The sequence below is a fragment of the Streptomyces sp. NPDC050439 genome, assembly GCF_040655335.1.
GTDB lineage: Bacteria > Actinomycetota > Actinomycetes > Streptomycetales > Streptomycetaceae > Streptomyces.
This window is the reverse complement of record NZ_JBFAJT010000001.1, coordinates 841,200-863,441: the sequence shown is the minus strand read 5'-3', so window position 1 is coordinate 863,441 and position 22,242 is coordinate 841,200. Positions and strand designations below refer to the sequence as shown.

The following is a 22,242-nucleotide window of genomic DNA, read 5'->3' as shown; positions in this document are numbered from 1 at the left end:
TCGCTCTGAGGAGAGAAGCGATGACCCGATCCCTTGTCGAGGACGTGTGGCCGCTGTCGCCACTGCAGGAAGGGCTGCTCTTCCATGCCGCCTTCGACAGCGACGGGCCCGACGTCTATCAAGGGCAGCGGGTACTCGAACTGGACGGCCCGCTGGACGCGGACCGGCTGCGGGCCTCCTGGCAGGCGCTCCTCGCCCGGCACGCAGCCCTGCGGGCGAGCTTCCGCAGGCGGAAGACGGGCGAGGCCGTGCAGGTCATCGCGCGTGACGTCGAGCTGCCGTGGCGTACGGCCGATCTCACCGGGCTCGCGGAAGCCGACACGGCGGAAGCGGCGGCCGAGGCGGACCGGCTCGTGGGCCAGGAGCGGGCCGAGCGCTTCGACCTGGCGGCGGCCCCGCTGCTGCGGCTGCTGCTGATCAGGCTCGGCGCGGAGCAGCACCGCCTGGTGGTCACCAGTCACCACGTCCTGATGGACGGCTGGTCCATGCCGGTGCTGCTCGACGAACTCACGGCGACTTACGCGGCGGGCGGCGGCACTTCAGGGCTCAAGCCAGTGACCTCGTACCGGGAGTACCTGGCCTGGCTCGGCCGGCAGGACAAGGACGCGGCGCGAGCCGCCTGGCAGGCGGAATTCGCCGGGGCGGACGGGCCGACGCTGGTCGCACCCGAGGCCGCGGGACGCTCACCGCTGCCCCCGGAAAGTCTGATCGACGAATTTCCCGCGCCGCTGGCCGAGGGCCTGGTGCGGTTCGCCCGAGGCCACGGCCTGACGGTGAACACCGTGGTGCAGGGCGCCTGGGCGATGGTTCTGGCCCGGCTCGCTGGGCGTACGGACGTGGTGTTCGGTGCCACCGTGGCCGGGCGGCCGATGGAACTTCCGGGCGTCGAGTCGATGGTCGGCCTGTTCATCAACACGCTGCCGGTGCGCGTCCGGCTCGACGCCGGGCAGCCGGTGGCCCGCATGCTGGCCGAACTTCAGGAGCGCCAGGCGTGCTTGATGGAACATCAGCACATCGTCCTGCCCGAGGTGCAGGGGCTCGCGGATTCCGGTGGCGCGGTCTTCGACACCCTCGTCGTGTACGAGAACTACCCGAGCCCGCCCGCCGAGCGCCCGACGCGGGACACCTTCGGCGTGCGTCTCGCTGTGGGCCAGGAGACCGCGCACTATCCGCTCACGCTGGTCATCGCGCCTGACGGCGAACGGATGCTCTGCAAGCTCGACTACCGCCCTGACCTGTTCGACCGCGAGACCGCCGACTCGGTGTACGCCTGGCTGGTGCGGGTGCTCGAACAGCTGGTGGCGGACCCCTCGGTCCTCGTGGGACGGATCGGAGTGCTCGCGGCGCCCGAGCGCGGCCTGGTCGTTGAGGGCTGGGGCGGCACGGCGGGCGAGGTGCCGAGTGGCCCGGTCCCGGAGCTGATTGCCGGACGCGTGGCGGCGATACCGGGCGCGCCTGCCGTGGAGGGCGAGGGTGTGGGCGAACAGACGCTCTCGTACCGGGAGTTGTGGGAATCCTCCGGCTGCTGGGCCCACTACCTCGCGGACGCGGGCGTACGGCGCGGTGACCGCGTCGCCGTCGTGATGGAGCGGTCAGTGGAACTGCTGCCACTGCTGCTGGGAGTGTGGCGGGCGGGCGCAGCCTATGTGCCGGTCGACGCGGGCTCTCCGCCGGAGCGCGTGGGGTTCGTCCTCGCGGACTCGGCTCCGGTCGTCGTGCTGTGCACGGAGAAGACCCGGGCCGTCGTACCGGACGGCGGTGCCGAGCTGATCGTGGTGGACGACCCGCGTGTGCGGAGGGCTGTGCTCGCCGTGGACGCCGCGGACGATTCGCCTGTCCTCGTGGGTGCGGAGGACGTGGCGTACGTGATGTACACCTCGGGTTCCACGGGCGTGCCGAAGGGCGTGGCCGTGTCGCACGGCAGTGTCGCGGCGCTGGTGGGGGAGCGGGGCTGGGCGGTCGGCCCGGACGACGCGGTGCTGATGCACGCGCCGCACGCCTTCGACGTATCGCTCTTCGAGGTGTGGGTCCCGCTGGCGGCGGGCGGCCGCGTGGTCGTCGCCGGGCCGGACGCGGTGGATGCCGAGCAGGTGCGGGAGCACGTGGGCCGCGGGGTCACTTCGGTGCATCTGACCGCGGGTTCGTTCCGTGTCGTCGCGGGGGAGTCGCCCGAGTGCTTCACCGGGCTGCGCGAGGTCCTGACCGGTGGGGACGTGGTCCCGGTGGGGGCGGTGGCACGGGTGCGCGAGGCGTGCCCCGATGTGGTCGTACGGCACCTGTACGGGCCGACCGAGGTGACCCTGTGCGCCACTTGGCGGCTCTGGGGACCGCAGGACGCCATCGGGTCGGTGCTGCCCATCGGCCGCCCCTTGGGTAACCGGCGGGTCTTCGTCCTCGACGCGTTCCTCCAGCCGGTGCCGTCTGGCGTGACCGGGGAGCTGTATGTGGCGGGCGAGGGCCTGGCGCAGGGGTACTGGGGCCGCGCTGAGCTGACGGCGGAACGCTTCGTGGCCTGCCCGTTCGTGCCTGCCGGGCGCATGTACCGCACCGGGGACCTGGTGCGTTGGTCCGACACCGGTGAACTGCTCTTCGTCGGGCGTGCGGACGCGCAGGTCAAGGTACGCGGCTTCCGCGTCGAGCTCGGCGAGGTGGGAGCCGCGCTCGCCGCGCATCCGACGGTGGCGCAGGCGGTGGTGGCCGCCCGTGAGGACGGGCCGGGGGAGCGCCGACTGGTCGCCTACGTCGTGCCCGCGACGCCGGACGGCGTGGAACCCTCCGTCATCCGCGCACATGTGGCACGGACACTGCCCGACTACATGGTCCCGACTGCCGTGCTCGCCCTGGCGGAACTCCCCGTAACCCGTAACGGCAAGGTCGACCACGACGCCCTGCCCGCCCCCGACTTCGCGGCACGGGCGACGGGGCGCGCACCGGGCACGGAGACCGAGGCGACGCTCTGCGACCTCTTCGCCGAGGTGCTCGGTCTGGAGCGGGTCGGCGTGCAGGACAGCTTCTTCGAGCTGGGCGGCGACTCGATCATGTCGATGCAACTGGTCGCACGAGCCCGCCGCGTCGGCCTGGTGATGACGCCTCGGCAGGTCTTCGACGAGAAGACCCCCGAGCGGCTGGCACGCGTGGGGGCGGAAGCCGGGGGCGCGGGGGGTGCCGGGCATGCCGCCGAAGGGGCACGCGGCGTCGGATCTTCGCGGGAGGCGGCGCTGGGTGACGTGCCCTGGACGCCGGTGATGCGGGAGCTGGGTGAGCGCGGTCTGCGCGGTGGGTTCGCGCAGTGGATGATCGTCGGCGCCCCGGCCGGCCTCGGTTGGGACGTGCTGGTGGGCGGCTTGGGCGCCCTCCTCGACGCGCACGACATGCTGCGGGCACGGGTGGAGGCCGACGGGGGCGAGCCCAAGTTGTCCGTACGGCGCCGGGGTTCGGTCTCTGCCGAGAGCCTGGTCGTCCGAGTCGGCGCGGAGGTCACGTCGGCGGACCTGCTGGATGACGTGGCGGTGCGGGCGGCGCGCGAGGCGGTGCAGAGGCTCGACCCGGCCGCGGGTGTGATGGTCCAGGCCGTGTGGGTGGATGCCGGGCCGGAGCGTGACGGCCGACTGGTTCTTGTGGTGCACCACTTGGTGGTGGACGGGGTTTCGTGGCGGGTTTTGCTGCCTGATCTGAGGGTGGCGTGTGAGGCGGTGGCTGCGGGTGGGGAGCCGCGGCTGGATGCGGTGGGGACGTCGTTCAGGCGTTGGTCGCGTTCGTTGGTGGCGGAGGCGGCTGGTGAGGGGCGGGTTGCTGAACTCGGCGCGTGGGTGCGGCTGTTGGAGGGTGCTGAAACGCCGTTCGGTGGGCGGGAGTTGGACCCGGGTCGTGATACTGCCGCGTCGATGGGGCGTCGTTCGTGGGTGGTGAGGGCTGAGCTTGCGGCGACCTTGGTGGGTCGGACGCCGGTGGTCTTTCACTGTGGTGTGCATGAGGTGTTGTTGTCGGCGTTGGCTGGCGCGCTTGCCCATTGGCGACCGGAGGGGGCTCCGAGTGTGCTGGTGGATGTGGAGGGCCATGGTCGCCGATCCGACGGTGGGGTGGATTTGTCGCGGACGGTGGGCTGGTTCACGAGCGTGCATCCGGTCCGGCTGGATGTGGGCGGTATTGATGTGGGTGAGGTGGTGGCCGGTGGCCCGGCTGCCGGGGTGTTGTTGAAGCGGGTCAAGGAGCAGGCTCGGGCGGTGCCGGGGGATGGGCTCGGTTTTGGTCTGTTGCGGCATCTCAATCCCGACACCGCACCCGTTCTGGCAGCGTTGCCTCGCCCGCAGATCGGCTTCAACTACCTGGGCCGCTTCACTGCCGACACGGCGCAGAGCACGGTGGGTGCCTGGCAACCGGCCGGGAGTGAGGCGGTCGGCGGCTCCATCGATCCCGACACGCCCGCGCTGCATGCCGTGGAAGCAAGCGCCGTCGTACAGGACACTCCCGAAGGGCCGGAGCTGACCGTCACGTTGAGCTGGCCCTCCGCACTCCTCGACGATGCCGACGTGGCGGAGCTCGGCCGTGCGTGGGAGCAGGCGCTCGGCGGTCTGGCCGCGCACACGGCCGACGATCCGGCCGCCGGCGGGCACACGCCGTGCGACTTCCCTCTCCTTGACCTCGCGCAGCACACCGTGGCGGAACTGGAGTCAGTGGAACCGCAGTTGGAGGATGTCTGGCCGCTGTCGCCGTTGCAGGAAGGGATGCTGTTCCACGCGACGTTCGACGAAGAGGGGCCGGACGTCTATCAGAGCCAGCGGCTCATGGCGCTGGACGGCCCGCTGGACGTGGACAGGCTGCGCGCGTCATGGGAGGCGCTCATCGCCCGGCACGCGGCACTGCGGGCGAGTTTCCATCGGCCCGGTTCGGGTGAGGCGGTGCAGGTCGTCGCTCGGCGGGTGGAGCTCCCCTGGCGTATGGCCGACGTGTCCGGGCTTGCGGAGGCCGACGCGCAGGCCGAGGCGGAGCGGCTGGCCGAGCGTGAGATGGCGCAGCGTTTCGATCTGACGAGGGCCCCGCTGCTGCGCCTGCTGCTCATCCGCTTCGGGGAGAACAGGCACCGCCTCGCCGTCACCAGCCACCACATCCTGGTGGACGGCTGGTCCATGCCGGTCATCCTGAACGAGGTGTCCGCGCTGTACGCGACAGGCGACCGGGCGGCAGACGGCGATGCCCGGCCTCTGACGCCGACCGCCTCCTACCGCGACTATCTGGCCTGGTTGCGGCAGCAGGACGCGGAAGCCGCACACGCCGCCTGGCAGACGGAGCTGGCCGGTGCGGACGAACCGACGCTGGTGGCGCCCGCCGACCCGGGCCGGCCACCGGTGCTGCCCGAAGTCAGCTCGGCGGAGCTTTCCCGGGAGGAGACCCGGGCGCTGACCGAGCTGTCCCGCGCTCATGGTCTGACGGTGAACACCGTGGTGCAGGGCGCGTGGGCGCTGGTCCTCGCTCGCCTCGCCGGGCGCACGGACGTCGTGTTCGGCGGCACCGTGGCCGGGCGGCCACCGGAGCTGCCCGATGCCGAGTCGATGATCGGCCTCTTCATCAACACCCTTCCGGTGCGCGTGCGGCTCGACGCGGATCAGCCGGTTCTGGAGATGCTCGCCGAGCTGCAGGAACACCAGGCCGCGCTCATCGCCCACCAGCACGTGGGCCTGTCGGAGATCCAGCAGCTCGCGGGCCCCGGCGCGGTCTTCGACACCATGCTGATGTTCGAGAACTATCCGCGGAACGCGGCCACGCTCGCTGGACCGGCTGGACCGGCTGGACCGGCTGGACCGGCTGGACCGGCCGGCGGCCCCGCGGCCGACGAGGTCACGATCACCCAGCTGCACACCCTGGCCGGGACGCACTACCCGCTGGCGGTCGGGGTCGTCCCCGCCGAGCGGCTCCGCGTCCTGGTGACCTACCGGCCGGACCTGATCGGCAGGGAGAACTCCCTCCGCACGGCACGGGAGGTCGTACGGGTCCTGGAGCAACTGGTGGCGAATGCCGACCTGTTGGTGGCGCAGGTGGACGCGTTGGGCGCTCGTGACCGCGCGACGGTCGTGGAGGAGTGGAACGCCACGGGGGCGCAGGCCGTCCGTGTGACCGTGCCCGAGTCGATCGCCGGGCGGGTGGCTTCGTCGCCGGACACCGTGGCGATCGAAGCCGAACGGCAGGTGTCGTACGCGGAGTTGTGGGCGGAGTCGGGGCAGTGGGCCGCGTACCTGGCCGGGCTCGGTGTGGGGCGGGGTGACCGGGTGGCGGTGGTGATGGAGCGGTCGCCCGACTTGCCTTCGCTGCTCCTGGGGATCTGGCGGGCCGGAGCCGCGTATATGCCGATCGACGTCGGATGGCCGGTGGAGCGGACCGCTTTCGTCGTGGACGACGCGGCACCAGCGGCCCTGGTGTGCACGTCGGACAGCCGTGGAACCGTGCCGGTTGGAGGCGCCGTGCCCGTCGTGGTCCTTGACGACCCCCGGGTGCGGGCGGCGCGGGCCGAGGGCGACGGCGAGCGGCCGGTCGTCCCGCTGACAGCGCGGGACATGGCGTACGTGATGTACACGTCTGGCTCGACCGGCACACCGAAGGGTGTGGCCGTGCCGCACGGGAGTGTGGCGGGACTTGTGGGGGAGCACGGCTGGTCCGTGGGCCCGGACGACGCGGTGCTGATGCACGCCCCGCACGCCTTCGACGTGTCGCTGTACGAGATGTGGGTGCCGCTGGCTGCCGGTGGCCGCGTGGTCATGGCCGAGCACGGTGTGGTCGATGCTCGGCGGATGCGCGAACTCGTGCAACGCGGGGTGACGTCGGTCCATGCCACGGCGGGCCAGTTCCGGGCGCTGACGGAGGAGACACCCGACTGCTTCTCCGGCCTGCGAGAGGTCCTGACCGGCGGCGACGTCGTCCCCGCCGGATCAGTGGCCCGGCTGCGCGAGGCGTGCCCCGACGTGACCGTCCGCCACATGTACGGGCCGACCGAGGTGACCCTCTGCGCGACCTGGCATGTGCTGAGGCCGGGCGACGCGATGGGCGCGGCGCTGCCGATCGGGCGCCCGATGAGCGCGCGGCGTACCTACGTCCTGGACGCGTTCCTCAAGCCTCTGCCGCCGGGCGTGACCGGCGAGCTGTACGTGACCGGGGATGGCGCCGGGGCCGGGTTGGCGCAGGGCTACTGGAGCCGTCCCGGCCTGACCGCCGAGCGGTTCGTGGCCTGTCCGTACCTGCCCGGCGAGCGGATGTACCGTACCGGCGACCTGGCGCGCTGGACCGAGGACGGGGAGCTGCTCTTCGTCGGTCGGGCGGACGCGCAGGTGAAGATCCGGGGCTACCGCGTGGAGCTGGCCGAGGTGGAGGCGGCCCTGGCCGCGCACCCCGACGTGGCTCAGGCGGTCGTCGTCGCCCGCGAGGACCGGCAGGCGGAGCGCCGCCTGGTCGGCTACGTCGTGCCGGACGGCGGAAGTGCGCCGCCGGATCCCGAGCTCGTACGTGCCCACGTCGCGAAGACGCTGCCCGAGTACATGGTCCCCGCGGCCGTGCTCACCCTGGACGCCCTCCCGGTGACCCGCAACGGCAAGGTCGACCGCGACGCCCTGCCCGCCCCGGACTTCGCGGGGAAGGCCACCGGGCGCGAGCCGCGCACGGAGACCGAGGCGGTCCTGTGCGCGCTGACGGCCGAGCTGCTCGGCCTGGAACGGGTCGGGCCCGACGACAGCTTCTTCGAGCTGGGCGGCGACTCGATCATGTCGATGCAACTGGTCGCCCGCGCGCGCCGGGCGAACCTGCTCCTGACGGCGCAGGACGTCTTCGAGCACGAGACGCCCGCGGGCCTCGCGGCCGTGGCCCGGCACGAGGGCGTACGACCGGCCACCCCGGAGTCGGGCGTCGGTGAGATGCCCTTGACGCCCGTGATGCGGGAGCTGGGCGAGCGAGGGCTGCGCGGCAGGTTCGCGCAGTGGACGATCGTCGGCGCCCCGGCGGAGCTCGGCCGGGATGTGCTGATCGGTGGCGTGGCGGCCCTTCTCGACACGCACGACATGCTGCGGGCCCGCGCCATGACGGGCGCGGCCGATGACCCCGGTGAGCAGGGGTTCGAGCTGACTGTGGGTCCGCGTGGCTCGGTCGACGCGACAGCCCTGGTCACGCGCGTCGACGCGTCGGACCTGCCGGACGACCGGCTGGACGACGCGCTGGACGGCCTCGCGTACGACGCGGCCCGTGCGGCCACCGAGCTGCTCGATCCCTCGGCGGGGGCGCTGCTGCGGGTCGTCTGGGTGGATTCAGGGCCGGGGCGGACCGGCCGACTGGCGCTGATCGTGCACCACTTGGTGGTCGACGGACTGTCGTGGCGCCTCCTCGTCCCCGACCTGCGGGCCGCGTGCGAGGCGCTGGCGGCCGGGCGGCCGCCGGAGCTCGACGCGGTGGGCACGTCGTTCAAACAGTGGACGGAGATCCTCGCCGGTCAAGCCATCGGCGAGAGCAGGACCGCCGAGCTCGCGGACTGGGCGGCTCTGCTCGGCGGCCCGGCCCCGGCCGGCCCGGCCTCGCCCGAACCGCTGCTGGGCGCAAGGGAACTGGACCCCGCGCTGGACACCGCCGCGACCATGCGGCGCCGGTCCTGGACCCTGCCGCCGCACCTCGCGGACGCGCTGGCGGGCCGGGTGCCGACGCTGTTCCACTGCGGGGTCCACGAGGTGCTCATGGCGACGCTCGCGGGCGCGGTCACGCACTGGCGCGGTGAGGGCGGACATGAGGGCGGACTCGGGGGCGGAAAAGCTAGCGGACACGTACTCCTCGACGTGGAAGGCCACGGCAGGGAGCCGTTCGCCGGCGCCGAACTGTCGCGCACGGTCGGCTGGTTCACCGCCACCCACCCCGTTCGCCTGGACGCGAGCGGCATCGACCTGGACGAGGCGCGGACCGGCGGACCAGCGGCAGGCGCCCTGCTGAAGACCGTCAAGGAGCAGGCGCGCGCGATACCCGGCGACGGGCTCGGCTTCGGGCTGCTGCGCCACCTCAACCCCGAGACCGCGCCGGCCCTCGCGGCTCTGCCGGCCCCGCGGATCGGCTTCAACTATCTGGGCCGGTTCAGGGCGGAGGCTCCGGCGGGCCCGGTCGCCCCCTGGCAGCAGGCGGGCGGCGAGGCGATCGGCGGTTCGGTCGACCCGGACATGCCCGCCCTGCACGCCCTGGAGGCGGGCGCCGCGGTACAGGACACGCCAGCAGGGCCGGAACTGACGGTCACGCTGACGTGGCCCACCGGCGTCCTGGAGGACGCGCAGGCGGAGCGGCTCGCCCGGACCTGGCTCGACCTGCTCGAAGGTCTGGCCGCGCACACCACTGCCCCCGAGCCCAGCTCCGCCACCAGCCCCACCCCCGGCTCCGCCACCAGCCCCACCGCGGGCGGGCACACCCCCTCCGACTTCCCTCTCCTCGACCTCGCACAGCATGAGATCGACGAACTTGAAGCCGGTGTACCCGAGTTGGTAGACGTATGGCCGCTCTCGCCCCTGCAGGAAGGGCTGCTGTTCCACGCGGGGTTCGACGATCAGGGACCGGATCTCTACGAAGGGCTTCGTGTCCTGGACCTGGACGGCCCTCTGGACGTGGACCGGCTGCGAGCCTCGTGGGAGGCCATCCTCGCCCGGCACCCGATCCTGCGGGCGAGCTTCCACCGGCGCGCGTCGGGCCAGGCCGTGCAGGCCGTCGCCGGGGAAGTGCACCTCCCATGGCGCGAGGTCGACTTGTCGGCACTCCCGGCCGCCGAGGCACGTGCCGAACTCGACCGGATCGTCGGGGAAGAACGTGCCCGCCGACTGGACGTGACGGCGGCTCCGCTGCTGCGCCTGCTGCTGATCCGCCTCGGCGAGAACCGGCATGCCCAGGTGGTCGTCAACCACCACATCGTCACGGACGGCTGGTCGCTGCCGGTCCTCATCGCCGAGATGTCCGCGATCTACGCCGCGGGCGGCGACGGGCACACCCTGCCCCCCGCGACCTCGTACCGCGAATATCTGGCGTGGCTGCAACGCCAGGACAAGGAGACGGCCCGCGCGGCCTGGCGCACGGAGTTCACGGGCGCGGACGAACCCACCCTGGCGGCGCCGGACGACCCGTCGGTCGCGCCGGCCGTGCCCGAACGTCTGCCCTTCGAGTTCGGTGAGGAACTCACCCGGAGCGTCGTCGAACTGGCACGTGGACACGGCCTGACGGTGAACACCGTCGTGCAGGGCGCCTGGGCGCTGCTCCTGGCCCGGATCGTGGGGCGTACGGACGTGGTGTTCGGGGCGACGGCGGCCGGACGGCCCGCCGAGCTGCCCCGCGTGGAGTCGATGGTCGGCCTGTTCATCAACACGCTTCCCGTACGGGTCGACCTGCGCGGGGAGCAGTCGGTCGCCGCGATGCTGACCGGCCTCCAGGAGCGGCAGGTGTCGCTCATGTCCCACCAGCACATCGGCCTCTCCGAGATCCGTGGCCTCGCCGGACCGGGCGCAGGCTTCGACACCCTCGTCGTGTACGAGAACTACCCGCGCCCACCCCTGCGGGAGCCCTCACCCGACACCCTGTCCATCCGCCCCGGCGGCACACCGGAGGACACCGGCCACTACCCGCTGACGCTGATCGCGGTGCCCGGCGAGCGCCTGCACGGCGAGTTCATCTACCGGCCCGGCGTGTTCGACCGCGCCTGGGCCGAGGAGATGGTGGCGTCACTGGGCCATGTGCTCGAAGGCATGGCCGCCGATCCGTCGGCGCCCGTGGCCCGGGTGGGCGTCCTGGACGGGGCGCGCCGCGAGCGCGTCGTGCGCGCGTGGAACCGTACGCGGGTCCCGGTGGCCGCCGAGACATTGCCCGAGCTGTTCCGGCGACAGGTGGAGCGGTCGCCGGATGCCGCCGCCCTGGTGTCGGGCGAGCGGACGCTGACGTACGGAGAGCTGGCGGGCGAGGCCGGGCGCTGGGCGCGCTGCCTGATCGCGGCAGGCGTGGGGCCCGAGCGCCGGGTGGCCGTCCTCGCCCCGGGGTCGGCGGCGACGGTGGTCGCTCTCCTCGCGGTGTCCATGGCGGGCGGGGTCTTCGTGCCGGTGGACCCGGGATACCCGCCGGAGCGGGTGACGTTCGTGCTCGCGGACACGGACCCGGCGGTGCTGCTGTGCACGCGGGAGACGCGTGCCTCGGTGCCGGAGGGGTTCACGGGCCGCCTGATCGTCCTCGACGACCCGGAGGTCGTCGCCGACGTCGCCGCGCGAGCCGCCGGTCCCGTCGGCCCCGGGGAACGGTTTGGGCCGCTCGGACCGGACAACGCGGCCTACGTGATCTACACCTCGGGGTCGACGGGGACGCCGAAGGGCGTGGTCGTCCCGCACGCCGGGCTCGCCAACCTCGCGCGGGCGCAGATCGAGCGGTTCGCGGTGGGGCCGGACGCGCGGGTCCTTCAGTTCGCGTCACCGAGCTTCGACGCGGCGGTGTCCGAACTGTGCATGGCGCTGCTCTCGGGAGGCACGCTCGTGGTGCCGGGCGCGGACGCCCTGCCGCCGCAGGTGCCGCTCGGGCAAGCACTCCGCACCTGGCACGCCACCCATGTGACGGTGCCCCCGAGCGTGCTCGCGGTGGAGGAGGAACTCCCCGAAGAACTGACGACGTTGGTGGTCGCGGGAGAGGCCTGCCCTCCGGCACTCGTGGACCGCTGGTCCCCGGGGCGGCGCATGGTGAACGCGTACGGGCCCACCGAGCTGACGGTGTGCGCGGCCATGAGCGCGCCCCTGACGGCGGGGGAGGGAACACACCGGCCACACCGGGACGCGGTGCCGATCGGCCGCCCGATGGCCAACGTCCAGGTGTTCGTGCTGGACCGCTTCCTGCAGCCCGTACCACCGGGAACGCCGGGCGAGCTGTACGTCACGGGCGCGGGTGTGGCCCGCGGCTACTGGGCGCGGCCCGGTCTGACCGCCGAGCGGTTCGTGGCGTGCCCTTACGCGAGCGGCGAGCGGATGTACCGGACCGGCGACCTGGTGCGCTGGACCGAGGACGGCGAACTCGTCTTCATCGGGCGCGCGGACGCGCAGGTGAAGGTGCGGGGCCACCGGATCGAGCCGGGCGAGGTCGAAGCGGCCCTCGCTGCGCATCCCGGGGTCGCCCAGGTCGTGGTCGTGGCCCGCGACGACCGGCGGGCGGGCGAGCACCAACTGGTGGCGTACGTCGTCACCGATACCTCCGAGCCACGGCCGACCAATCAACTCATCGCCGAGCTGGGGGACTTCGCCGCTCAGCGGCTCCCCGCCTCCATGCTTCCCTCGGCGTACGTCCCGCTGGAACGCCTGCCCCTGACCCCGAACGGGAAGGTGGACCGGCGTGCGCTGCCCGCCCCCGACTTCGCGGGGAAGGTCTCGGGAGGGGAGCCGCGGACGGAGACCGAGGCACTGCTGTGCGGTCTGTTCGCCGAGGTGCTCGGTCTGGAACGCGTCGGTGTCACGGACGGCTTCTTCGAGCTGGGCGGCGACTCGATCTCCTCGATGCAGCTGGCTTCCCGCGCCCGCCGCTCCGGCCTCGTGGTGACGCCCCGGCAGATCTTCGAGGAGAAGACTCCCGAGCGTCTCGCGACAGTGGCGGAGACGACCGACGGCGGCGGGCACGACACCGTCGAGGACATCGGCGTGGGTGAGGTGCCCTGGACCCCGGTGATGCGGGAGTTGGGCGAGCCCGCACGCCGGCCGCGATTCGCGCAGTGGGCGGTCGTCGGCGCCCCTGCGGGCCTCGGACACGACGTACTCCTGGCCGGTGTGGCCGCGCTCCTCGACACCCACGACATGCTGCGCGCACGCGTGGTCACGGCGGCCGACGACCACACCGCACCGCTGCTAGTCGTCGGCGAACGGGGGTCCGTGGACCCGGAGGCCGTGGTGACCCGCGTGGCCGCCGAAGACGCGGCAGCCGAAGCCCTGGACGAGATCGCGGAACACGCGGCGAAAGAGGCCGTCGGACGCCTCGATCCGGCGACGGGGACGATGTTCCAGGTCGTGTGGGTGGACGCCGGTCCGGAACGTGTCGGCCGACTGGTCCTGATGGTGCACCACCTGGCCGTGGACGGAATGTCCTGGCGGATTCTGGTGCCCGACCTGGCCCTCGCCTGCGAGGCCGCGGCGGCGGGACAGGAGCCCGTGCTCGACCCCGTGGGGACTTCCTTCCGGCGCTGGGCGAACCTCCTTGCCGCGCAGGCGACGGGACCCGACCGAGTGGGGGAGCTCCCCGCGTGGACGGCACTCCTGGACGGCACGGAACCGCTCCTCGGCCGACGCGCGCTCGATCCCGCCCTGGACACCGCCGAGACGACGCGCCGGGCGTCCTGGCAGGTCCCACGGGAGGAAGCGGCCACGCTGGCGGGCCGGACCCCCGCACTGTTCCACTGCGGGGTCCACGAAGTGCTCCTGGCTACGCTCGCGGGCGCGGTCACGCACTGGCGCGGCGAGGACGGGCCCGTACTCCTGGACGTGGAAGGGCACGGCCGCGAACCGGTCGAAGGCGTCGAACTCTCACGCACCATCGGCTGGTTCACGGGCACGCACCCCCTGCGCCTGACCGTCGCCGACGTGGATCTCACCGAGGCGGCACAGGGCGGACCGGCGGCCGGAGCACTCCTGAAGGCGGTCAAGGAACAGGCGCGGGCGGTGCCCGGCGACGGCCTCGGACACGGCTTGCTGCGCCACCTGAACCCCGAGACGGCCCCCGTCCTCGCCGCCTTGCCCAGGCCGCAGATCGGCTTCAACTACCTGGGCCGGTTCACCGCCGGTGACCCGGCCGACGGCCGCACCGTCACTGCCTGGCAGATGGCCGGCGACACGGCGATCGGCGGCTCGGCCGACCCGGACATGCCGTCCATGCACGCCCTGGAAGCGGGCGCGGCCATCGTGGACACTGCTGACGGGCCCGAGCTGACCGTCTCGCTCAGCTGGCCGGGCCACGCGGTCGACAGCGCCGACGCCGAACGTGTCGGGCGGCTCTGGCTGGACATGCTCCGCGGCCTCGCCGCCCACACCACCGATCCCACGGCCGGTGGCCACACACCTTCCGACTTCCCCCTGCTCGGCCTGGCGCAGAGCCAGATCGAGGAGCTCGAAGCCGGGTTCGGTCCGCTCTGACACGAAGTTCCGAGGCTCCGAAGCTCCGAGGAGAGAAGAGATGACCCGATCACCGGTCGAGGACGTGTGGCCGCTGTCGCCGCTCCAGGAAGGACTGCTCTTCCACGCCGCCTTCGACGACCAGGGCCCGGACGTGTACACCGTGCAGTCCGCGCTCGACATCGACGGTCCCGTGGACGCGGGCCGGTTACGGGCATCGTGGGAGGCGCTCCTCACCCGGCACGCCGCACTGCGCGCCTGCTTCCGGCAGGTGAGCGGCGCGCAGATGGTGCAGGTCATCGCACGCGAGGTGGCACTGCCCTGGCGCACGGAAGACGTGTCGCACCTCGTCGGGTCCGAGAGGCCCGCCGCGCTGAAGCGCCTTGCGGAGAGCGAGCGGGCGGAGCCCTTCGACCTGGGGGCGCCCCCGTTGCTGCGCCTCCTCCTGGTCCGCGTCGGCGAAGAGCGGCACCGCCTGGTGATCACCAGCCACCACATCCTGATGGACGGCTGGTCGGCGCCGATCCTCATCGGTGAACTCTCCGCCCTCTACGCGGCGGGCGGCGACGCCTCCCGCCTTCCCCGTACGACCTCCTACGGCGCGTACCTGAAGTGGCTGGAACGCCAGGACAGGGAAGCCGCGCAGGAAGCCTGGCGGGCGGAGCTCGCGGGTGCGGACGAACCGACGCTGGTGGCACCGGCCGTCCCTGACCGGCTCCCCGTCTTCCCCGAGAACGTGAGCGAAGACCTCTCCGAGGAGGTCACGCGGGGTGTGGTGGAGCTGGCCCGCGCCAACGGCCTGACGGTGAACACCGTCGTGCAGGGCGCGTGGGCGATGGTCCTCGCGCGGCTCGCGGGGCGCACGGACGTGGTGTTCGGCGCGACGGTGGCGGGGCGTCCCCCCGAGCTGCCGGGCGTGGAGTCGATGGTGGGGCTGCTCATCAACACGCTGCCCGTACGCGTACAACTGCACGGCGCGCAGCCGGTGATGGAGATGTTCCGGGCCCTGCAGGAGCGCCAGTCCACCCTGATGGCGCATCACCACCTCGGTCTTTCGCGGATCCAGCAGGCCGCGGGCCCCGGAGCGGGTTTCGACACACTCCTGGTGTTCGAGAGCTTCCCCCAGCCCCCTGCCGCCTCCTCAGAGGCTGCCGCAGTCGGCGAGAGCCTCTCGCTCAGGCCGGCGGGGTTCACCCGCGAGGCCGCGCACTATCCGCTGACCCTGGTGGTCGGCCCCGGCGAACGCATGCACCTGAAGCTGGAGTACCGCCCGGACCTGTTCGACCGCGATGTCGCCGTGGCGGCGCTCGCCTCGCTGGTGGGGGTCCTCGAACAGGTGGCCGCCGATCCCGCGGCGGTGGTGGGAAGCCTCGGATCGATGGCGCAGGCCGGACGTGCGGCGGTGGTCCGGCCCCCGCGCGAGGTGGTGCCGGAGCTGATCGCCGGACGCGTGGTGTCGTCGCCGGGTGCGGTGGCCGTGCAGGGCGAACGGGAGCTCTCGTACGGGGAGTTGTGGGCGGAGTCCGGACGCTGGGCCCAGTACTTGGCCGGCGCGGGAGTGCGGCGCGGCGACCGTGTCGCGGTGGTGACGGAACGCTCGGCGGACCTGGTGCCGCTGCTCCTGGGAATCTGGCGCGCGGGCGCCGCCTACGTGCCGGTGGACGCGGGCTGGCCGAGGGAGCGCGTGGCCTTCGTGCTGGCGGACGCCGCTCCGGTGCGTGTGGTGTGCGCGCCGGAGTGCCGGGACCTGGTGCCGGAGCGGGACGCCGCGCGTCTCGTGGTCCTCGACGACCCGCAGGTGCGCGCGTCACTGGCGGCGTGCGGAACCGACAAGCCGCCGATCGTTCCGGTGGACGCGCGGGACGTGGCGTACGTGATGTACACGTCGGGTTCGACCGGTGCGCCCAAGGGCGTGGCGGTGCCGCACGGAAGCGTCGCGTCGCTGGTGGGGGAGCGGGAGTGGGCGGTCGGCCCCGCGGACACGGTGTTGATGCACGCGCCGCACGCCTTTGACGCCTCGCTCTTCGAGCTGTGGGTTCCGCTGGTCGCGGGTGCCCGCGTGGTGGTCGCCGAGCCTGGCGTCGTCGACGCCCAGCAGGTGCGCGAGCACGTTAAGGGCGGTGTCACGGCGGTGCACCTGACCGCCGGGTCGTTCCGGGTGCTTGCCGAGGAGTCGCCGGAGTCATTCGCCGGGTTGCGTGAGGTGCTGACCGGCGGGGATGTCGTCCCGGCCGCGTCGGTGGCCCGGGTGCGTGAGGCCTGCCCGGACGTCACTGTCCGGCACATGTACGGGCCGACGGAGACGACGTTGTGCGCGACTTGGCACGTGTTGCAGCCGGGCGATGCGATGGACTCCGTACTGCCGATCGGAAGCCCGCTGCCTCAGCGTGAGGCATTCGTGTTGGACGCGTTCCTCAGGCCGCTGCCTCCAGGGGTGACCGGCGAACTCTACGTGGCGGGTGCTGGGTTGGCGCAGGGCTACTTGGGCGGGTCCGGTGCTACCGCCGAGCGGTTCGTGGCGTGCCCGTACGCGCCGGGGGAGCGGATGTACCGCACCGGGGACCTGGTGCGCGAGACCTCGGGCGGGGAGCTGGTCTTCGTCGGGCGGGCGGACGCCCAGGTGAAGATCCGTGGTTTCCGGGTGGAGCTGGGCGAGGTGGAGGCGGCTCTGGCATCTCACCCGGACGTCGCCCAGGCCGTGGTCGTCGCGCGTGAGGACGGCCCGGGCGAGCGGCGGCTTGTCGGCTACGTCGTACCCGAGGGGACGGCGGCCCTCGACCCCCAGCTCGTGCGTGCCCACGCCGCCGAGACCCTGCCCGGCTACATGGTCCCGGCCGCCGTACTGGCCCTGGGTGCCCTGCCCGTGACCCGCAACGGCAAGGTCGACCGCAAGGCCCTGCCCGCTCCCGACTTCGCCGAACGCGTCTCCGGCGGCAAGCCCCGGACAGCCGCCGAGGAGACGCTGTGCCGCCTGTTCGCCGAGGTGCTCGACCTGGAGCGGGTCGGGCCCGACGACAGCTTCTTCGACCTGGGCGGCGATTCGGGGCTCGCGATGCGCCTCGCGGGACGGGTCCGCGAGGAGTTCGACGCCGAGCTCGGCATCCGGCAGTTCTTCGGCTCGCCGACGCCGGTGGGGGTGGCCCGGCTGCTCGCCACCAAGGCGCGGCCCGTGCTCCAGCCGGTCGAGCGGCGTGACGAAGTACCGGTCACGGCAGGCCAGTTGCACACCTGGCTGATGTCCCGCCTCGACGACGAGGCAGGGACCGACCGTATCCCGGTGGCGTTGCGGCTCAGCGGCGAGCTGGACCAGGAGGCGTTGCGGGCGGCCCTCGGTGATGTGGCTGCGCGGCACGAGATCCTGCGCACCACGTTCGACGGCGCACGCGGTGGCGCCCTGCGGCAGCGTGTGCTCGACGCCGCCACGTCTCGCCCGGCGCCGGCCATGCTGCGGACGACCGAGGCGGAGCTGGCGGAGCTGCTGACCACCCGGGCGAGGCACGCGTTCGACCTGGGCCAGGAGGTGCCGTGGACGCAGACGCTGTTCCGCCTCTCGGACACCGAACACGTGCTGCTCCTGGTGGTGCACCGGATCGCCGCCGACGAGGCCTCGCTGGACGTTCTGATCCGTGACCTGGCGACCGCGTACGGCGCGCGCCGCGAGGGCCGGGTGCCGGAACGGGCCCCCTTGCCGCTCCAGTTCGCCGACTACGCGCTCTGGGAGCGGCAGCTTCTCCAGGGCGAGCAGGAACCCGAGAGCCTGGTCAACGATCAACTCGCCTACTGGAAGGACACCTTGGCGGACATCGTCGTCGAGAACGAACTGCCCGCCGACCGGACGCGGCCGTCCGTCGCCTCGCACCGGGCGGGCACCGTCCCGCTGGGTCTGGACGTCGAGGCGCACGGCCGTATCGCCGACCTCGCCGACGACGACGGGACGACCACGTTCATGGTGGTGCAGACGGCCCTCGTGATGCTGCTCGCCCGGCTCGGCGCGGGCACCGACGTCACGATCGGCACGCGGATCCCGCGACGGGACGAGTCCGGTCTCGAAACGCTGGTGGGGCCCTTCGCCGGGGCGCTCGCCCTGCGTACGGACGCGTCGGGCGACCCCACGTTCCGCGAGCTCCTCGGCCGGGTCCTCGCGGCGAACCAAGAAGCACACGAACACCGGGACGTGCCGTTCGAACGCCTCGTGGACGCCCTGGAGCTGCCGCCCTCGCTCGCGCGCCACCCGGTGTTCCAGGTGCTCCTGGAGGTCGACGACAGCGTCGCCGAGCCGTGGGACCCCTGGGAGCTGCCGGGTCTGCGCACCGCACGCCTGGATGCCGGCACGCAGGCCACCGAGCTCGACCTGGAGTTCAGCCTGACCGAACAGTACGAACCCGACGGTGACCTCGGCGGCATCCGGGGCCGACTCCGCTACGCCACCGAGCTGTTCGACCACGGGACGGCGCAGACGCTCGCGCGACGGTTCGTGCGCGTGCTCGACCAGGTGACGGCCGATCCGGAGCGGCGCCTGAGCGCGGTGGACGTGCTGCTGGACGCCGACGAGGCCCGTCGCCTCGCGGCGGGCGTGACCGGGGCGGCGGCGGAGCGCCCGACGCGCTCCGTGGTGGAGATGCTGGCCGAGCAGACGGCACGTACGCCCCACGCGGTCGCCGTCACGGACACCCAGGGCTCACTGACGTACGAGGCGTTGGACGCCGCGGCGGAGCGCCTCGCGCGGCGGCTGACCGCACGCGGAGCAGGCCCGGAGGACGTGGTCGTGGTGGCCCGGCCGACCGGCACCGCGTCGGTCGTCGCCCTGCTCGGGGTGCTGAAAGCCGGTGCGGCGGCGTCCTTCGTCGAATCACCCGAAGATTCCGCCCGACCGATGCCGATGGAGGGTGACGGCCTTGCGGCCGGAAAGATGCTGGTCTGCTCGACGGCGTTCGCCGCGTCGCTGCCTGCCGACACCACGGTTCCGGTCGTGGTGCTCGATGCCGGGACGGATGTGGCACCAGCGCATACCGGAACTCTCCGACCCGCCCTTGCCGGGCACTCGGCGCTCGTCATCGCGGGCGCCGTCGTGGAACACCGCACGCTCGCCTCCCACACGACGCACCGCATGCATGCCTCCCCGGCGTTGGGAGCGGCACCGCTGCTGGATGCCATGGCACCGTTCGCGGCGCTCGTGACGCCGCTGCTCGCGGCACTCTGTGCGGGAGGGAGCGTGCGGCTCGGCCTGCCCGGCCAGGACCCGGAAGCGGCGGAGGCCGGGACCCTGGTGGTCACCATCCCCGAGCTGTTCGAGTCCGCACCGGAGGCTCTGGTCGTGGACCTGGCGGGCGGGCCGCGTGCCCTGGACGAGTTGCGCGACCGGTTCGAGCGGCACCCCTCGCCTTCGCCGACGTGCGGTTACGGAGTGCCCGAGACCGCAGGGGTCTGGCTGGAACACCGGCCGGGGTCCGGGGCGGCCGCCGCGTGGGAGCCGCGCACCGGCGACCCGGTACCGAACACCCGGGCTCTCGTGCTCGACGAACGCCTGCGCCCGGTGCCGCCCGGCGTCACGGGCGACCTCTACCTGGCCGGCACCACGCTGGCCCGCGGCTACGCGGGCGACCCGCGACGCACGGGTGAACGGTTCGTCGCGTGCCCCTTCGGCTCCGCGGGCGAGCACATGTTCCGTACCGGGGAACGGGCGAAGCGGACGAACGAAGGCCGCGTCGCCGTACAGCCCGCAGACCAGGGACGGACGCGGGGAGCCGGCGCGGGGCGGCGACTGGGCAGGAAGCGCGGCGACTTGAACGTCCTGCTGCCCCTGCGCCCGGAAGGCAGCCGCTCCCCGCTGTTCTGCCTGCACACCGGCATGGGCCTGAGCTGGACCTACGCCGCTCTCCTGCCGCACCTTCCGCAAAATCTTCCGGTGTACGGCGTCCAGGCGCGCGGCATCGCGCGGTCCGAGCAACTGCCGGGCAGCGTCGAGGAGATGGCGGCCGACTACGCGGAGGAGATCCGCAGCGTCCAGCCCGTCGGCCCCTACCACCTCCTGGGCTGGTCCATCGGCGGGACCATCGCCCAGGCCGTCGCCGCGCGCCTGGAAGAACTGGGCGAGGAAGTGGCGCTCCTGGCGCTGCTCGACGCCTATCCCGGCAGTGGCGCGGCGAAGTCGCGGTTCCGCGGCGAGGAGGGGCAGGAGTCCGAGGGCTACGGCGTGCTGCGGCAGGGGGAGGGGCAGGAAGGGGGGCAGGCGCAGGGTGCCGACGTGGCCTCCCTCTACCGGTCGTCCGGCATGAGCGAGCAGGCCCTCGCCAATCTGGAGACGGTCGTCCGCAACATGTCGGGTTTCGCACCGGACCACACGCCTCGCCCGTCCCGCGGCGACCTGCTGCTCTTCGTGGCGGCCGCCGACCGGAGCGAGGACCGGCCCGTGACGGAGGCCGTCGCGAGCTGGCGGCCCTACGTCCAGGGCGACATCGAATCGCACGAAGTACCCGTCGGCCATTACGACATGCTCAAACCCGAGGCCCTCTCGCGCATTACGCGCGTGATCGCAAGGAAACTCGGCACCACGGAAAAGAATCCCGACCGGAGCACAGCAGCTGAAAAGGAGACCGAACGATGACGAATCCCTTTGACAACGAAAACGGCACCTTCCTGGTTCTCGTCAACGACGAGGGGCAGCATTCCCTGTGGCCCGCGTTCGCCGAGGTCCCCGAAGGGTGGACCACCGTGCACGGCGAGGGCACCCGGCAGGAATGCCTCACGTACATCGAGGAGAACTGGACGGACATGCGCCCGAAGAGCCTCGTCGCGGACATGAGCAGGAACGAGACGGCGGCTCCGTAGATGGACACGGAGTCGCTGGTGACCGTGGCGATCGGCGATGTGGCCGTCATCCTCATCGCCTCCCGCCTCCTCGGAGCGCTGGCCCGCCGCTGCGGCCAGCCGGTGGTCATCGGTCAGATCGTCGCCGGTGTCGCCCTGGGCCCGACGCTCCTCGGCCGCCTGCCCGGAGACCCGACCTCGCGGCTCTTCCCGTCCGAGGTGCTGCCGTTCCTGACCGTCCTCTCGCAGATCGCCATCGTGATCTTCATGTTCGTCGTGGGGTACGAGATGGACTGGCGGCAGCTGCGCCAGGGAGGCAGAGCGGCGGCCACGGTGGCACTGTGCGCCTTCCTGGTCCCGGCGGCTCTGGGCGTCGGCTCGGTGGGGCTGTTCCATGGGGCGTTCGACGCGGTCCAGCCGGGGCACGCGGACGGCAGGGCGTTCTGGCTGTTCATGGCCGTGGCGGTCTCCGTCACCGCGCTGCCCGTGCTGGCGGCCATCGTCCGTGAGCGGGGGCTCGCGGGCACCCCCGAGGGCACCGTGGCCACCACCGCGGCCGCCCTCATGGACGTGGTCGCCTGGCTGGTCCTGGCCGCCGCGCTGGCCGGCACCGGGCACGCCACGGGGCGCTCGTGGCAGCTGTCGCTGCTGCTGATCTCCCTTTTCGTGGCCGCCCTGTTCCTGGCGGTGCGACCGGCGCTCGGGTGGTGGCTGCGGCGCTCCGGGGCGGCGTCGGCCAACCAGCTCACGATCGCGCTCGGCCTCGCCCTGGGCAGCGCCTGGGTGACCGCGGAGCTCGGCCTGCACCCCGTGTTCGGCGGGCTGCTCGCCGGCCTCACGATGCCCCGCACGGGCGGTGTGCCGGACGCCGATGTGCTGCGGCCGCTGGAGCAGACCGCCGACCTGCTGCTCCCGCTGTTCTTCGTGACGACAGGGCTGTCCTTCAACCTGGGCGCGCTGGACGGGGACGCCGGCCTCCTGCTCCTGTTGATCCTCGCCGTGGCGGTCCTCGGCAAGCTCGGCCCCGCGTACGCGGCATCCCGCATCAGCGGCCTGGACGCCTACCGGTCGGCGACCGTGGCCGCGTTGGTGAACACCCGCGGGCTCACGGAACTCATCGTCCTGAACGTCGCTCTGGACGCGGGGATCATCGGTCCCGCCCTTTTCACCGTTCTCGTGCTGGTGGCTCTGGTCACCACCTTCATGACAGGTCCTCTGCTGTACCTGACCCAGCGCAGGAAGCAGCGGAAAACCCCGCGCGGTCCGGAAAAGAAGGCCGTCCCCGCATTGACGGATGGACAGCCTTGACGCCCCGTCCCGGCGA

Annotated in this window: 4 protein-coding genes; all 4 read left to right on the top strand. The window is 72.6% G+C overall.

The genetic code is table 11. The annotated features are described in order from the left end of the window. The first annotated feature begins 20 nt into the window (after positions 1–20). From AB0I66_RS03925 to AB0I66_RS03910, 4 genes are read left to right on the top strand one after another with little or no spacing between them, the layout of a single operon-like run. On the top strand, positions 21–14,132 hold the full coding sequence (locus tag AB0I66_RS03925) for an amino acid adenylation domain-containing protein (protein ID WP_363206074.1): 14,112 nt from the start codon (positions 21–23) through the stop codon (positions 14,130–14,132). A 40-nt stretch (positions 14,133–14,172) separates the two neighbouring features. After that, positions 14,173–20,715, top strand: a complete 6,543-nt coding sequence (locus AB0I66_RS03920) for an amino acid adenylation domain-containing protein (RefSeq protein WP_363206073.1) — start codon at positions 14,173–14,175, stop codon at positions 20,713–20,715. Next, positions 20,712–20,939: an MbtH family protein gene (locus AB0I66_RS03915; protein WP_363206072.1), complete on the top strand. Its 228-nt coding sequence runs from the start codon at positions 20,712–20,714 to the stop codon at positions 20,937–20,939. The genes AB0I66_RS03920 and AB0I66_RS03915 overlap by 4 nt, the downstream gene beginning before the upstream one ends. Further along, positions 20,940–22,226: a cation:proton antiporter gene (locus AB0I66_RS03910; protein WP_363206071.1), complete on the top strand. Its 1,287-nt coding sequence runs from the start codon at positions 20,940–20,942 to the stop codon at positions 22,224–22,226. The last annotated feature ends 16 nt before the right edge of the window (positions 22,227–22,242 follow it).

Excerpts from the sequence above, each read along its gene's own strand:
- AB0I66_RS03925 (WP_363206074.1), top strand. The coding sequence starts at position 21 with ATGACCCGATCCCTTGTCGAGGACGTGTGGCCGCTGTCGCCACTGCAG.
- AB0I66_RS03920 (WP_363206073.1), top strand. The coding sequence starts at position 14,173 with ATGACCCGATCACCGGTCGAGGACGTGTGGCCGCTGTCGCCGCTCCAG.
- AB0I66_RS03915 (WP_363206072.1), top strand. The coding sequence starts at position 20,712 with ATGACGAATCCCTTTGACAACGAAAACGGCACCTTCCTGGTTCTCGTC.
- AB0I66_RS03910 (WP_363206071.1), top strand. The coding sequence starts at position 20,940 with ATGGACACGGAGTCGCTGGTGACCGTGGCGATCGGCGATGTGGCCGTC.